The organism is Bradyrhizobium sp. BTAi1, from assembly GCF_000015165.1.
GTDB classification, from domain to species: Bacteria; Pseudomonadota; Alphaproteobacteria; order Rhizobiales; family Xanthobacteraceae; genus Bradyrhizobium; species Bradyrhizobium denitrificans.
The window spans coordinates 1,020,675-1,033,863 of the sequence record NC_009485.1; the positions used below are offsets into that span (position 1 = coordinate 1,020,675).

Genomic DNA, 13,189 nt, shown 5'->3' on the forward strand with positions numbered 1-13,189 from the left:
ACCCCCGATGGAGATCGATCCATGAAGAAGACGCAACTCGCCATTGCCACCTTCGTTGCGGCCAGCCTCGCCGCCGTGCCGCTTGCGGCGCAAGCGAAACATCACAAGAAGCACAACGCCTCGACCTCAGCGACCTCGTCGCAGACCACCGGCAGCAACATGAAATCCGGCCGCGATTCCACCTCGTCGAGCCAGGGCAATGTCGGCCCGGGGACCAACCAGGCGGGCAGCCTGCCGAAGTAGGACGGCTCGGTCGATCCGCATCAGCGTCGGAGTGCCCGATGCACGGGCTTTCCGACGCGCGAAAGAGCTCCGCGCATCGGCGCGCAGCGATTAAAAACCTTGCTCGCCGTGGCGAGAGGGCGCGAAATAAAGGGAGCGAACAAGTTGTGCGAAGGCTAATCAGCCTCGCCAATCGGACGAGTCGCCTTCAGCAAGTTTCGATCACTTCGAGGCCTCCTTGAGCTTGTGGTCCAGGTGCCCGGTGCCGTGATCACGGCGCAACTGGCTGAGTGAGGTTTCGTTCAGTTGCATCAGCACGTCGCTGAGCTTGGTCGCCTCCGGATAGCCGGCGGCAAACGACTTGCCGTAGATCTTGCGCAAGGTGCCGACCAGCGTATTGCCGTGCTTCCTGCTGATCTCGCCATCCTTGTCCCGGTGGCGGCCATCGAGGCCCGGTTCCTTCATGCGTCTCTCCCTTGATGCGACGTTCGCGCTTGGGAGGAGCCTGCGCTCAATTTGCCTGATTAGCAACGCTGCGACGCGAAAGGACGAACTCAACTCCACGAATGCGGGGCGATCGCATCTGGCGATCCAGCCTTGCGCTGACGTACGGACAGCTGCACGGGCACTGCAGTCCGCATGTGGTGAATTCCGGCTTCGGCGGTCTGCATCGATCCGATGAAATCACCGCTGCAACTCGTCTTCCACGATCGACAACACGAGGCGTTCGGCGCCGGGCGTCTTGACGGCCCAGCCGTGGATCTGGTGGGGCGCCCCGGCAAGGCGTTCGAGCCTGACGCTTCGTGCACGCTTGGCCGCTGCCAGATATCGATCGATGACCTCTCCCGGAATGATCTCGTCTTCCGCTCCGATGATGATGGTGAGGCGGCCCGCATAGTGGCTGATCGCTGAATAAGCGAGCGAGTTGTGATAGGAGCCCGGTCGCCTCAGCGCATCGGTGAAGGCTGGTCCGAAGGTGATCGTCTCGGTGGCTGCGCCATAGGCCGCGGGACAGAACAGAATCAGGTGCGACGGTCTCAGGTCTTCGCTGAGCCTGACGGCCAGATGTCCGCCCATGCTGGTCCCGATCAGGACTGGCGCTTTGGTCCTGTCCAGTTCAGTCGCCACGGCCAGCGCCTCTTGCATGCGCTTGTCGATGCTCGATCTGCTCATCGTACCGGAGCTGTCGCCGTGGCCGGAAAAGTCGAAGCGGACCGTTCCCCAGCCCAGCCTGGCCAGATGCGCGGCGAGATAGTCCATGCGCGCACGATTGGAGGGACCGGCACCGTGCAGCGACAGCACACGCGGCAGCGTGTCTTCTGCCGGAAGATCGACCGTCACGCGCAGGCGCTCGGAAGCCGTGTGCAGATCGAAGTCGCGAGAGAGCAGGGGCATGCCTGGAAGATCCTGATAGCCTGGCGAGACGCGCTCGGGTGAGTGTGTTCGGTCGCGATGAACGTTCAAGCGAGCCTTGCCCCGCGAAGCGTCATCGGAGCACGCTTGCTTGACCCCCGGCAAGGCGGCGTGATGATCCTCGATATCGGTCCTTCGACCTCATGAGCCTGCAAGCGTCAGCATGAGGGGGTCCTTTCGTCCGGGGCGCCGGGCAATCGGCCAATGCTCATTTCGCTTAGTTTCCAGGAAGATGCCCTATTTCAAGCTCCCGCCGCGAAAATTTTGATCTTCCATTTTTCCGAATTCTATGCTTCACTCCTCCCATCCCGCCTCATGCAGAGGGCGTACGCGTCGTCACGATACGTGGAGGTGGGCTGCGATGGACGCGGATGCTGCGCCAGACGAGCGCTTGCGTCGCGGACGGCGAAGTCGTGTGGTCCCGGCCTCCCGATGCTGAGGTCAAGCTCGTGCTGGTCTGCTCGAAGCAGCAGCACTGGCGATGGGGGCAACAAAGCCCGGTCCCCAAGGAGAGCACGAAGGACACCGTTAAAACCGATCGCGCAGGGAGGGCCGGATCGTCCGGCTGGACCTGTGGTACCTGCCGCCTGCATTTTTTTTCCGCAGGCGGGCCACGGGCCTCAGTCGAGGTCCGGCTCTCCCTGCGCCTCTCAGATGTCGAGGCGCGCGACGACAGCATGGCTCGGGCAGATCACGCCGCGAGATCACGCCCGCACGGCCTAAGCGATCGCATGGTCTGGTTGAAGCTTGACGTCGCGACAGTTGGAGCGAGTTGCGCTGATGATAACGACAGAAGGGCAGATGCGCGGTCGTCTGCGGCAACGCGCGCTGTCTCGTCTGGCTGGAAAGTTGCTCATGTGGATGTCGGCGGCGACGCCGGTGCGAGAGCCGTCGCACCATTCAACGCGATGGTTCGAAAGCGGCGGCGCAGGACTCGCCACAAGAGCCGGGCGCGAACACGCTGCTGCTTTCTCCTTGACCGAGCTCGAAGATGCGGGTTGTGATCTCCGTGCCAAAGCCGAGCAGGGTGAGGAGAGTTCAGGCGTGGGGCGGGATCGGATCGAGTATCTGGACGGGCTGCGAGGCATCGCGATCATCGCCGTCGTGATGTTTCATGGCTATGTGGCGTTCCCGGACACGTTGCCATTCGGGGATCGTTTCGCAGTCATTCCGCTCCGGTTGGGCTGGCAGGGTGTCCAGCTTTTCTTTCTGATATCCGGCTTCGTCATCCTGATGAGCCTCGAAGCCTGCAATGATGTCGCGTCATTCGTCGCTCGGCGGTGGCTGAGGCTGTTTCCTGCGATGCTGATCTGCTCGTGTTTCATCCTCGGCTTGGAGAATATCATCGGTGCCGGACCGAATAGCCCGAAGACCTGGATCAATCTCATCCCCGGCCTGACCTTCCTCAATCCGGCGCTCATCCACTCGCTGACGGGTCTCAGCATCGCCTCGATGGAAGGATCATTCTGGTCTCTCTATGTCGAGGTCGTGTTCTACATCGTGTTCGGGCTCGCATATTTCGCTGGCGGCCGTGCGTTCGCCGTCGCCCTCATCTTCGCGATATTCCTCTGCTCGCTGGGTCTGCGGCTGATCTTCGGTCTGGATCTGAGCTCGCTGGGCAGCCGCATCGCGGCCGCCACCGATTGGATCGGCTTCATTCATTTTGGCTGGTTTTCGAGCGGTGCGCTGTTCTATCTCTACTGGTCGCACCGACGGTGGCCGATGCTTGCGCTGGCAATCAGCGCGGGATTGATCTCCGCAGCCACGGCGCGCTTCGCGATTCCCGAACGCATGGGCTTGTGCGTCGTGGTGCTGTTGTTTGCGACGGCGGTCACCGTCCCACTGTGGCAGCGAGCTCTGTCCTCGCGCGTTCTCCTGTTCTTCGGCTTCATCAGCTACCCATTGTACCTGGTTCACTATCCCATCATCCGGGCACTGCTCCCGGCTGTGGCGGTACACGCGCCCGTCCTGCCGTCGCTGCTGTTGCCGGTCGCGCCAATCGCCTGTGCGGTGGTGACTTCCTGGGCGGTCGCCCAATTCGGCGAGCCGTTGGTGAGGCAGGCGATCCGGCGGATCGCCGGACTGCGGCATGTGCAGAAATCGGCAGGCGCCGTGCAGCCCTGATGCCGGCGGCTGCGATCCGATATGCGCCCTGCGACAGACACGAGGACAGCAGAGGCTTGAATCAACTCAAAGGAAACTACATGACTAGGACAAAACTATTGATTGTCGCGCTGGTCGGTTCCGTTCTCCTGGAAAAAGGCATGTCGCGATAGTTTCGCCACAAATCCTCTATTTTCAAAGCGTCACCTGCCGTATCCAATTCCGGCTCAAAGAAGTATCGCGTGGGGCACTGACTTGTCTTTCAACAGGCAGATTTTCGTCGGCGTCGCCTGCCAGCTCCTGCTGATGGCCGGCGCTGCCATGGCGCAGACGACCGGCGCCACCAAACCAGCGCCTGCCGCAGCGGCAACGGAGGCCGGGCCCGACCAGCCGCCGCCGGGCGGCTGCATGCCGATCGGGATCACCGCGGCGGGCGATGTGGTGTTTCCCTTCGCCTGCAAGGATCTGATCGACCTGCATCGCGGGAAGGGCCAGCAGAGCTCCGCCACGCCGGAGGCGGGGCAGGGGGCACCTGCTCATGACGCGGCCACGGCTGCGGCGGGAGACGCCGTCAAAACGACGGGCAGTGTGGCCGTTCAGCCACAGTCGCGGCCCTCGGCCGAAGGCGACGGAATCAAGGCGGCTGAAGGCGCGGCGGCGCCGGCGCAGCCGGCCGTGCGGGAGAAGGATGCGCCCGAGGCGAATCGCGCCGAACCGTCGGGATCGCGTGCCAGCCGGGGCGATCCCGCGGGCTGCACCTCGTTCCGCACCTATGATGCGAAGACCGAGAGCTACCGGGATTTCAGTGGTCGCCGGCGGCCGTGCCGATCATGAGCTGGATCCGACGGCCGAGGCCGTCGGATCGCCTGTGACGATCAATAGCGGACGGAAATGACGGTCTGTCCCGCCGGCACCACCGCGGCCTCCGACCAGACGCAGGTCGGCGTCGGCCCGAACCGGTAATAGTGCTTGTGGAAGAACGGCCGCCAGTCCGGCGCGGGATAGATCAAGGGCAGCGGCTGCGGAATCACGGTGCAGACGCCCGACACCTCGGCGGCCACGAGCGTGCGCCGGTGCCCCGCTTCCGCCGGACCCGCCGCCAGGCAAACCGCCACGGCTGCGGCTGAAAGCCCCAAGGACATTGTGAAGCGAAACCCCATATGCGTCTCCTGTGCAGTCGTCCTGCCGCAACGGCCGGATGATCCGGCAGCGGTGCCCGAATGTGCAGTGGACGAATATCCTGCGAATCCGCCGCTTCGACAAGAGACCTTACAGCGCGCGGGCTTCGATGCGACCCAGCATGAGGTCGAGGGTCCGCATGATGTCGGAGGGCGCGAACAGATATCCGTCGTCGGCCTGCTTCCCGACGACGAAGCCGAACCAGATTCCCGCGGCTTCGGTCCAGCCGCGGTGAAAGGCCAGGAAACGGTCGGGGGGCTGCAACAGCAGCAGGCCGCTGTCCTCGGGCATCGAGAAGATGCCGTGGCTGACATGGCTGCCCTCGATCGAGACCACGATCTTCGCCCGCGACAGCGCCGCATGGATCTGCGCGAGACTCATCGTCTCCAGGTCGATGGTGATGAAGCCGTTCTGCGCCAGCCGTGCGACAAGCTCGTCCTCGTTCTGAATCACGCGGCGCATCCCGGTCCTGCCGCGCTTGAGGTAGATGAGATGCTCGCGTTTTCCCTGCTGGCCGTTCTGCGCGCGCTGCCTGAGCGCGCGCGTCAGCGAGCGCCGGAGGCTGTTCTGATGAATTCCCCAGTAGAAGTCCTGATAGAGGGTGAGGTCTCTCACCACGGCACGGCTGGTGGGTGAATAGGTCTGGCGCAGCTGGGCCGCGTAGAAGTCGCGGTGCTCCGAATAGATGGGGAGCGGGAAGCAGAGCGGCTCGCCGCGCTCCTGGGCGAGCTCGTATTGCAGGCTGTCGTCGGCGAGCCAGTGGCCGAAATACCTCCCGGCCAGATGGGACGAAGCGAGTCCGGCTCGGTCCACGTGTCGAACCTCGCGGCTGCGGAAATGCGAGCGTGCGGCGATGAAGGCCTTGAAGCTGCCGCGATAGACCGAGCCGTCGACAAGGATGGCATCGGCGATGCGATAGGCGATGGTGGGGCTCGCTTTCAGGCGCTCGGCAACGGCGGCGTCGAGTTCGAGAGCGACGGTCGTCCCGTCGGCGGTGCCGATGATCGCATCGGTCTGTCCAGGAAGGACGATGGCCGGCCGTGCCCGAATCGACTCTTCGGGACACAGAACGTCCTGCCGATCGGCAGCATGTTCCAATCTGACGCCGCCGAAAAGGCGGCGCTGGACATAGTTGACGTAAGGAACAAGACGAATGGGAACGGCCAAGTGACACCGCAGTCTGAAAACAGTACGAGCCTCCCTGCTATAGGAAAGCGCGGCGGATCGGAATAGCCGCATCCCTCGCCGAGCGGGAGTTCGCGATCGCGCGGCCCGGCGCCCGTTTGGTCCGAAACGCAGGGGATGTGGAGCTCTGACGACAACGGGTAGCCAGCGCCGGCCAAGATGCGGTATTGAGGGGCCTGGTTCGGTCGGAGGATGACATGAGGTTGAGAGCAATCGGTCTCGTTGTGGCGATGGCCGCAGCCATGGTGACGACCGCAGCCGACGCGGCCATGAAGAGTCCCTGGCGCGTGGCCGAGAGCGCGAATGCCTGTCTCGTCAATTGCGCCAGCCAGGCCGAGGCTTGCAAGCGGGTCTGCCCGAGCTCCTATAGCGGCCCATGCCTCAGCTCCTGCGATAACCAGGCTCAGTTCTGTCAGCAGTCCTGCCAGCGCAAATAGATCCGAACCTGCCGGTCTGAGCTGACGTCATAGATACCGCCGGATCATCATCCTTCCCGAGGCCAGGCGAACGTCGCAATGCCGAATTCATTCGCCTATGTCGCGCTGTTGGCCTGGCCGGTCGTTGCGATCGTGCTCTATGCCACGCGGCCGCTGGTCCAGGCGACGTTGTGGACGATGCTGGGAGCGCAGCTGCTGCTCCCGGTCGGGACGTTCTTCAAGATCCCGATGATTCCGCAATTCGACAAGTTCTCGATTCCGAGCCTGTGCGCGCTCGCCGGCTGCATGCTGGCAACGAACCGTGCCGTCAGGCTGTGGCGCAGCTTCGGCCTGGTCGAGGGCTTGATGCTCGTCTTCCTGTTCAGCCCGGTGGTGACCTCGCTCTTGAACAGCGATCCGATCTATGTCGGCCGCTCGGTCATTCCCGGCGTCGGCCTGTATGACGGCCTGTCCGCCGCCTTGGCCCAGTTCATCGCGCTGATCCCGTTCCTGATCGGCCGCGAGTTCCTGCGGCGAATGGAGGATGTGCAGGCGGTGTTCGTGGCGCTGGTCGTTGCGGGGCTCGGCTATTCGCTGCTGCTGCTGTTCGAGATCCGCATGAGCCCGCAGCTGCATTTCTGGTTCTACGGCTACTATCCGAGCGACTTCATCCAGCAGATCCGCGAAGGCGGCAGCTTCCGGCCGATGGTGTTCATGGGTCACGGCCTGATCGCTGGCTTCTTCGCGATGAGCGTGACGGTCGCGGCGGCCGTGCTGTGGCGGGCCAAGGTGGTGGTGGTGCGCTCCGCGCCGGCAGGCGCCGTCACCTTCTACCTCGGCGTCGTCCTGGTGCTGTGCAAATCCGGCGCCGCCCTCGTCTACGGGGCCGTGCTGGTGCCCCTGGTGCGATGGACGCAACCGCGCCTGCAGGCCAAGCTGGCCGTGATCCTGGTCGCGCTGGCCCTGACCTATCCGGCCATGCGGATTGCGGGCGTGTTCCCGACCAACATGCTGTTCGATGTCGCGTCGAGCATCAATCAGGATCGTGCCTATTCGCTGAAGTTCCGCTTCGACCAGGAAGAGCAACTGCTTCAGCACGCCGGTGAGCGACTTGTGTTCGGGTGGGGCCGGTTCGGGCGAAACCGCATCCACTTGGAGACGTGGGAAGGACTCGCGGGCGATGCCAGTGTCACAGATGGTCGCTGGATCATCACGCTGGGGCAGTTCGGGCTGATCGGCTTCATCGCCGAATTCGGGCTGTTCAGCGCGCCGGTGTTCTTCGCTCTCCGCGCACTGCGCAAGGCCGCCTCATTTCGAGATGCCGTGCTGTTGGCGGGTCTGTCGCTGCTGACCGCCGTGAACGTCGTCGAACTGCTGCCGAACTCGACGCTCAGTCCGTGGTCGTGGCTGCTGGTCGGAACGCTGCTCGGAGCGTCCGAGGCCTATGCGGCCAAGGTACGACAGCGCCAGCCGCAAGCGGCGCCGGCTGCTGAATTGCCTGCGATGGCAGAGCTGACCGGGCCGGTCGCCTTTCCTGACTTGCCGGATCGGAGCCGTGATCGGGGCACTCATATTCCTGTACGTCCTCGCAATCGTCCGGTCGGTTGATCCGGGCGGCAGATCAGATTTGAATGTAATCGATTTCGATAGGGATTAGTTACGCCATGCTGGATCGCCGTCAGTTGTTGTCCGGGGCGGGTGCCCTCGCGTTCGCCGAGTTGGTCCCGTCCGTTGTCTCAGCCGCAGATCCTGAGGCTGGACGTCGCATCGTAATCAACGCGATCGCAGGTTATGCCAATTTGGCAAAACATTTCGTCTTTAACAGCGATCCTGGCAATCAAGACGCCAACGGCTATCCTATCAAGACGCCCGCGACAAACATGGGTGCCAACCCGTCGATGCCGGAGGGGTACTTCGGCGATTTCGTCTGGAAGTTTCGTGGGCGCGGTTCGATGCAGTTCTCGCCTGGCGCGCTGATCCGCAGCGGTGGCCAGAACATCGTCGGCGTCAGCGGCAATACCGGGGAGACGAACTACAACACCACGATCCTCGACAAGACCAATCCGCGGGTCGTACTGACCTTCGGCGCCAACATTCTCAACATGTCGCCATCGCCCGTCGACAACGGCGCCGGCGGGCGGCGCGTGCGCCTGACGTTCAAGCCGGGCTTCGCCAATTCCGCAAGTCCGGTGATCAAGGTGCAGGCGCTGGCCGGTCGTGGCCAAGCCAGTGCGGCCGGCATCTGGAAAAGCGTGCGGGTCGATCCGAATACGGTGGATCTGGTCGCCAATGCGCTCACGGGAGAGCCGGCGGCCTGGAATCCGAACGATCCCTATCGCGGGCCGGGCGGTGAAGCGATCTGGCAGGCGACGAACATCGCCGTCTACATCCTGGCCCAGGGCACGTTTTCGGGATTCAGCAATCTCGTATTCTGCAAGGCCGAGAACGAGACGCTGGTCGATTCCGGGGCGCTCGTCGATCCGCTTCTGATCGAGCAGATGCGACATTTGCGGCCATCCTGGCTGCGATTCATGGATCTCACCGGGGTACAGGCCAGCTATGAGAGCGAGTTCGCGCGGCGCGTCCCGGCGGCGAGCTTGTTCTATCCTGGGCCCGGAGGAAGGTTCGTGCCGGATTATTGGGTCGGTAGCATCAAGCGGGGCCCCGAAGATGCCTACACGTGTGTCAGCCGGTCGGGGCCGAGTGCGGGACCGTACCGGGACAACGAGGTCGTTCAGGGAGTTCTCGATCTCCCCAATAAAGGTATCAATCCGACGTTGAATGTCGATGGCCGCGGGGCGAAGTACATTTACGGATTCGGTGCGCAGTGTCGAATACTGAGATTGTCGGGCACTATTCCTGCGCCGGGCAGCAAGTTCGAGTTCAGGTTTTCCGCGCCATGGCTCAATGGCGGTAAGCCGTATGATGCATCCTATGTTGTCGGATCCCGCAGGCGCTACCAGGATTCGAGTTTCGCCGGCATCAAAGCAAATCTCATGGACCTTTTCGCTGCCGATCCGATACTCACCGGCAAGGTCGCGGTCTGGAATTCCGGAGACTTGAGCTTCTTTCCGATTACCCCTCACATGGGCGCACTGTCTATCGACTACCTGTCAGGGCCTGCGGGCACGTTTTGCCGCATCGGTCGACTCGATCCCTACGCCTTCGCGGCTGGTCAGAATCGAATTCGCATGCGCTTCGCCGGAAATGTCTCGAATGCGGAGATATTGTCGCTGACCTTCAATCGCGCCGATCTTCCGGGCGGCTCATATACATTGTCTTACGAGACCCGGATCGGGACCGACAAGTCGCTGCAGGTGCTATGCGCGAGTCTCAATCAGGCCATCAACAACGATACGGTATTGAAGCAGGCCGGCATCTCTGCGTTCCCCTTCGGACTGCCGCCCAACACCTTGGACATTCAGCAGGCCGACACCTGGGCCGGCGAGGGCCTGTCGCTGTCGCTGCGCAGCACCGGCGCCGTGTCGGCGACCTTCGGCGAAGGCGGTGCCACCGGGACCTTCATCTACAGCTATCTGCTCGACGGCTGGATCTGGCGTCCAGGCGGCATGCTGCAATCCATTCCATTCGAATACATGGTGGAGTTGTGCAACGCCACCGGTGCGGGCTGTTGGGTCAACTGGCCGATCAACACCAACGCGCAGTTCATCACTGACGTCACCAACTACTTCCGGGACAATCTCAAGCCGAACGTGAATTTCGGCACGGAAGTTGGCAACGAGATGTGGAACTTCGGCCAATCACCCTGGGGAAGGGCGATGGCGAAGGGCTTCTGCCTGGGGTTCGCATCCGGGAGTAACAATCCGAACTACAGCATCACCGCACTGCGAACGAAGCAGTATGGTGATCTCACTATCGCCGCGTGGACGGCAAAACGACCGCGAGCTCAGCTTTATCTTTTCAATCAGTCGGCGACCTGGGATCTTGGCAATACCAACATGTTCCAGTTCAAGGGCGGTAGTCTGGACGCCGCCGCGAACCGCATTTATGCCGCGCATGGCGGACTTGGTGGCGGACCCGCCCCGTCCTACAACGCAGCGCCAAATCGGCCGATCGATATTTGTGATGCCATCGGCGTTGCGCCATATTGGGGATCGCCCTGGATTGCGGGCGACGTGAACTACATCAAGGGAGCAGCGTTTGAAAATGCGCCGCTGCTGCAGGCGGCGAAAGATCATGCCGCCGGCAATGTCGACGCGGCCTATACCGCCCTGTCGGCTCAGATCTATGGGGCCGTGAAACGAAGCTCGCCAGGCGCGGGCGGCATTACCTTTGAGCATTACAAGACGAAGGTCTATCCTCAGCTTGAGCAGATCGCCGCATCATTCGATGCCGGCCGGTCGCGCAAGATGGCTGTGATCCACTATGAAGGCGGGCCACAATTCGGGGTCGGCAACATCAACAATGGCACCAATGATCCTGTCACCGATGTTCCGGGGCTCACCGCGAGGATCAAGTCGCTGGGGTGGAACGTCTCGGCCTACACGGTGAGTGGTCGGGACGACGCCACTGAAATGGCGTCACAGATCGTCGATATGATCTATCGATACAAATTCAGTCCGCAATATAAGGCGCTTTACAAGCAGGGATTTGCCGACGTGGTTGCTGCCCATCCAGGCCGCGAGGCAGCAGGTGCGCAATACGGCTATGAGCGATCGCAATGGGGTCTGTTCCCGCGCGGCTACGGCGCCGAGCATTATTCGAGCTACGACGCCATCCACGAGTTCAACAGGGGAGGTTGAGGCGGTGCCGCTCCCCGGTTGCGCGAACCGCAGAAGACGGATCACAGTGTCGGGCGCTCGTAAAGCGTCGTCTGGATGATGCCGCCAAACTCAGTCACCTCGCAGAGAACGCGGATGTTGTCGGCCCTGAGATTAAAGGGAGGCTCCGTCAAGACCAGGCCAGATCCGAAATTGACGCGGTGATCCGGTCCGGCGGCCTTGTCCAGATTCGGGATGAAATCGGCAAATCCAGGAATATGCTCGGTGATGATCGCGTAGCGATAGTTGCAGAGCTTCGGTAGTATCTGTGCCACCTGCCGGTTGTTGAGATGCTGGAGCACCTGTCTCACCAGCACGACGTCGCCCCGCGGCAAGTCGTCGGTGACCGCATCGCATACGACGAATTCGACGCCGGGATGCCTGCGCTGGTTCTCGGCGATGACGAAGTCGACGACGTCGCAGCCGATATAGCGTCCGGCGCACGTCACAAGCCGGCTGCCGACGTGAAAATCACCGCAGCCGACGTCGACGACGGAAGGTCCGCCGAGCTTGCTGAGGAAACAGCGCACAGCTTCGACATATGGCGCGACCATGGTTGGATCGCGGCTGCCGCTCCCAGAGCAAGGTCCCATGGAAAATCGCCCGCCCCACAGCTTCTTGCGATAGATCTCGGAGAAGATCTGACGTGGCTCCTGGCCGAGGAATTCTCGTGCGTAACGTTCGGGATTCGTGCTTGGAAACAGGGTGAGCATCAATCTGCGCGCGACAGTCCTGATGGCTATAACGGCTTTTCTGTCGTTCATACAAAATGCTCGGGAACAGGCAGCTCTACAACGGCCATGACTGCGAGATCTCTTGCCCTCGACCGAGAGCGCTTGTACTGTTCTACTTTCAATTAGGCGTCATCGTTGCAAGCCGAAGTTAACGGTACTTGTTTCATGGTTTGACCAATGGCTGTTCCCGCTCGCGTAAAAATGGGCTGGCTAGAGCTGGCGCGAGGTTTGGCTGCGCTCCTGGTCGTAATCAGCCACGGATCTCTAGCGGGCGTGCCGTCGCAATATTTTCCTTTCATCGTATCCCTCGGCACGTCTGCAGTCGCTTTCTTTTTTGTTTTAAGCGGATTCATCATCCTGCACATCCATGGGCGGGATCTTGGTCGGCCGGACATGGCCGCCAATTATGCATGGCGACGAGTTGTTCGGATCTTCCCAACATACTGGCTCGTATTCACAATTGATCTGAGCTTGCACCTTTTCGTGGGCAATAGGGCAGGTATCGCCGAAATGGGCTTGGGCTGGATCGTTCACGAGGCCTTGTTGCTTCCTGGAGGCCAGCTCTATGTGAGCGTGGCCTGGACATTGAGGCACGAACTTCTTTTCTACGGTCTCTTCTTAGTGGCTATTCTGAACCGAAGAGCTGGGGCGCTACTCTTTGGTTGTTGGTTTGCAATCATCTTGGACTATTTTGTGACTTATGGGTGGGAGCAGGACCTGTCTCGGCCTCCATTGCAGACGCTGACTAGTCCGCTGAACCTTTGTTTCTTCCTCGGGATGGCTATTGCTGCTTTTCATCAGAAATGGTCACAGCTCTTTATGTCGATCAACGCACCTGCCGCGAGCCTATGGTTCGGGGCGGTTTCCTATCCGCTCTACCTCGTCCATCTCACCATCTATTTTGCAATGTCAGGCGTATTCAAAAGGCTTGGAGTAGATCCTTCATGGCTCTGGCGATTGGCTGGCGCTGTCGTGTTGTCTCTTGCTGTCGCTTACGTTCTTGCGCGCTGGTTTGAGAGGCCGGTACTTGAGGGCCTTAGAAGGCTGAGCCCCGATCCGCTCTACCGGCGCTCATCGATCAAGCTAGAAAGAACCGGATGATGCAGCTTATCAACTGGCCCAGTGTAAACGGGCATCTAGATCGTATCGTGCGCAG

General features: G+C 61.6%; 12 protein-coding genes. 7 read left to right on the forward strand and 5 right to left on the reverse strand.

The genetic code is table 11. The features are described 5' to 3' along the window. Positions 1-21: 21 nt before the first annotated feature. Complete coding sequence (locus tag BBTA_RS04650; RefSeq protein WP_012041287.1) at positions 22-243, forward strand: hypothetical protein; 222 nt, start codon at positions 22-24, stop codon at positions 241-243. Between the two features lie 201 nt (positions 244-444). Here the strand turns inward: BBTA_RS04650 and BBTA_RS04655 are convergent, their stop codons facing one another. Further along, entirely contained in the window at positions 445-687 is a 243-nt protein-coding gene (locus BBTA_RS04655) for a hypothetical protein (protein ID WP_012041288.1), read from the reverse strand. A gap of 219 nt (positions 688-906) precedes the next feature. After that, positions 907-1,617 (reverse strand): alpha/beta hydrolase, encoded by a 711-nt coding sequence (locus BBTA_RS04660; protein WP_049795297.1) that lies wholly within the window; start codon positions 1,615-1,617, stop codon positions 907-909. An 819-nt stretch (positions 1,618-2,436) separates the two neighbouring features. On the opposite strand from BBTA_RS04660, the gene BBTA_RS04665 reads away from it, so the two are divergent. Next, entirely contained in the window at positions 2,437-3,759 is a 1,323-nt protein-coding gene (locus BBTA_RS04665) for an acyltransferase (RefSeq protein WP_168167863.1), read from the forward strand. A 234-nt stretch (positions 3,760-3,993) separates the two neighbouring features. Then, positions 3,994-4,572 (forward strand): hypothetical protein, encoded by a 579-nt coding sequence (locus tag BBTA_RS04670; RefSeq protein ID WP_012041292.1) that lies wholly within the window; start codon positions 3,994-3,996, stop codon positions 4,570-4,572. Between the two features lie 41 nt (positions 4,573-4,613). On the opposite strand, the gene BBTA_RS04675 is transcribed toward BBTA_RS04670, so the two are convergent. Both BBTA_RS04675 and BBTA_RS04680 read right to left on the reverse strand, forming a co-directional pair. Continuing rightward, complete coding sequence (locus tag BBTA_RS04675) at positions 4,614-4,898, reverse strand: hypothetical protein (RefSeq protein ID WP_148221394.1); 285 nt, start codon at positions 4,896-4,898, stop codon at positions 4,614-4,616. 109 nt (positions 4,899-5,007) lie between these two features. Next, the gene (locus BBTA_RS04680; protein WP_244424329.1) at positions 5,008-6,084 is read right to left on the reverse strand and encodes a glycosyltransferase 61 family protein; all 1,077 of its coding nucleotides are present in this window, start codon (positions 6,082-6,084) and stop codon (positions 5,008-5,010) included. A 215-nt stretch (positions 6,085-6,299) separates the two neighbouring features. Between BBTA_RS04680 and BBTA_RS04685 the strand changes: the two genes are divergently transcribed. From BBTA_RS04685 to BBTA_RS04695, 3 genes are all read left to right on the forward strand, one after another. Further along, positions 6,300-6,539 carry a hypothetical protein gene (locus BBTA_RS04685; protein WP_049795298.1) on the forward strand — a complete coding sequence of 80 codons (240 nt, stop codon included), beginning with the start codon at positions 6,300-6,302 and terminating at the stop codon, positions 6,537-6,539. A 78-nt stretch (positions 6,540-6,617) separates the two neighbouring features. Continuing rightward, the gene (locus BBTA_RS04690) at positions 6,618-8,126 is read left to right on the forward strand and encodes a hypothetical protein (protein WP_012041296.1); all 1,509 of its coding nucleotides are present in this window, start codon (positions 6,618-6,620) and stop codon (positions 8,124-8,126) included. A 56-nt stretch (positions 8,127-8,182) separates the two neighbouring features. Continuing rightward, positions 8,183-11,281 (forward strand): hypothetical protein, encoded by a 3,099-nt coding sequence (locus BBTA_RS04695; RefSeq protein ID WP_012041297.1) that lies wholly within the window; start codon positions 8,183-8,185, stop codon positions 11,279-11,281. A gap of 41 nt (positions 11,282-11,322) precedes the next feature. On the opposite strand, the gene BBTA_RS04700 is transcribed toward BBTA_RS04695, so the two are convergent. Beyond that, positions 11,323-12,063 carry a trans-aconitate 2-methyltransferase gene (locus BBTA_RS04700; protein WP_012041298.1) on the reverse strand — a complete coding sequence of 247 codons (741 nt, stop codon included), beginning with the start codon at positions 12,061-12,063 and terminating at the stop codon, positions 11,323-11,325. Positions 12,064-12,210: 147 nt separating this feature from the next. Here BBTA_RS04700 and BBTA_RS04705 point away from each other — a divergent pair, with 147 nt between their 5' ends. Beyond that, positions 12,211-13,134 (forward strand): acyltransferase, encoded by a 924-nt coding sequence (locus BBTA_RS04705; protein ID WP_012041299.1) that lies wholly within the window; start codon positions 12,211-12,213, stop codon positions 13,132-13,134. The last annotated feature ends 55 nt before the right edge of the window (positions 13,135-13,189 follow it).